Source organism: Kitasatospora sp. NPDC059817 (assembly GCF_042731835.1).
Classification (GTDB): domain Bacteria; phylum Actinomycetota; class Actinomycetes; order Streptomycetales; family Streptomycetaceae; genus Kitasatospora.
On record NZ_JBHWIR010000017.1, the window covers coordinates 1 to 1,467 of the forward strand.

At 71.4% G+C, this 1,467-nt stretch carries 2 protein-coding genes; one reads left to right on the forward strand and one right to left on the reverse strand.

The annotated features are described in order from the left end of the window. On the forward strand, positions 1 to 660 hold a 660-nt coding region (locus ACFV61_RS06180), incomplete at its 5' end, for an MFS transporter (protein WP_380490364.1). Positions 661 to 813: 153 nt separating this feature from the next. Here the strand turns inward: ACFV61_RS06180 and ACFV61_RS06185 are convergent. Then, on the reverse strand, positions 814 to 1,467 hold a 654-nt coding region (locus ACFV61_RS06185), incomplete at its 5' end, for a carbohydrate binding domain-containing protein (RefSeq protein ID WP_380490366.1).

Genomic DNA, 1,467 nt, shown 5'->3' on the forward strand with positions numbered 1-1,467 from the left:
CAGGCCCGGGGCACCGGCGGGGTGGGCGCGGCGCTGCGCACGATGGGGCGGTTGCTGCGCAACCTGCCGTTCCTCGGGCTGGCACTGACCAGCGCCTTCGCCTTCGGCGCGCTGTTCGGCTACATCAGCGGGTCGTCCACGGTGCTTCAGCACGTGTACCAGGTCTCGCCGCAGACCTACAGCCTGCTCTTCGGGGCGAACTCGCTGGCCATCGTCGTCATGACGCAGTTGAACGGACGGGTACTCGCGCGCCGCTTCGCTCCGCGGGGGCTGATGCTGGCCGGGCTGGCGACGGCGGTGGTCGCCGGGGTGGCGCTGGTGTTGCTGACGGCGGTCTGGGACTTCGGGCTGGTCGGGTTCTGCCCGCCGTTGTTCGTGATGATGGGCAGCATGGGTGTGGTCCTGCCGAACACGGCCGCGCAGGCGCTCAGCCTGGTCGAGCCGCGGGCGGCCGGGACGGCGTCGGCGCTGCTCGGCACCGGCAACTTCCTGTGCGGGGCGGTGGTCGCACCGCTGAGCAGTCTCGGCGGCCGGCCGTCGGCGGTGCTGCTGGCGGTGGTCGTCCTGGCGAGCGGAGTGCTGGCGATGGCGGCGTACGTGACGCTGTGCCGGCCCGGGCGGATGAAGACGGCGGAGGCCGAGGTGGTGGCGGGGAGCTGACGGCGGACGGCCGCTGGCCGGCGACGAACAGCGAACAGCGGACAACGAACAACAAACAGATAACAGCTGACAGATAATGAAATCTGTCAGCTGTTATCTGTTATCCGTTCCCTGTTGACCGTCAGCCGTCAGCCATCAGCCGTCAAGCGCAGCTCAGGCGATCGAGAAGTCGTCGCCGAAGACGTTGCCCTGGCCGTACCAGCCGTGCAGGTACACGGTGACGGTGCCGGAGGCGCCGGTGGTGAAGGGGACGGTCAGCTTGGTCCAGCCGGAGGCGTTGGTCCAGGAGCTGGCGGTGGCGTCACCGCTGACGCCGAGGTACGCGTAGTTGCCCTGCACCCAACCACTCAGCGTGTAGCTGGTGTTGGCCTTCAGCGTGACGGTCTGCGAGCACTCGCCGGTCTGGCCGGCGGTCGCCGCCGCCTGGAGCGCGTAGGACCCGGAGTGGACCGGGGTGGAGACCACGGCGCCGCCGCTCTGGCAGGTCCACGGGGCGAGGCTGCCGGTCTCCAGGCCGCCGTTGACCAGGCCGGTGGGCGGCGGGGTCGTCCCGGTGACGGTCAGCGCGTACGTGGCGGTGTGGGTGCCGGACGGCCCGGTGGCGGTCACGGTGAGCGGGTAGCTGCCCGCCGTGGCGGCCGAGGTGGTGGCGATGTTGAGGGTGGCGCCGGTGCCGGCGGTGACGCTGCCGGGGGTGACGGTGGCGGTGACGCCGGCCGGGGCGCCGCTGACCGACAGGTTGAGGTTCTGCGCCGAGCCCGCCGTCACCGCCGTGGCGATGGCCGCGGACGTGGACGAACCAGCGGG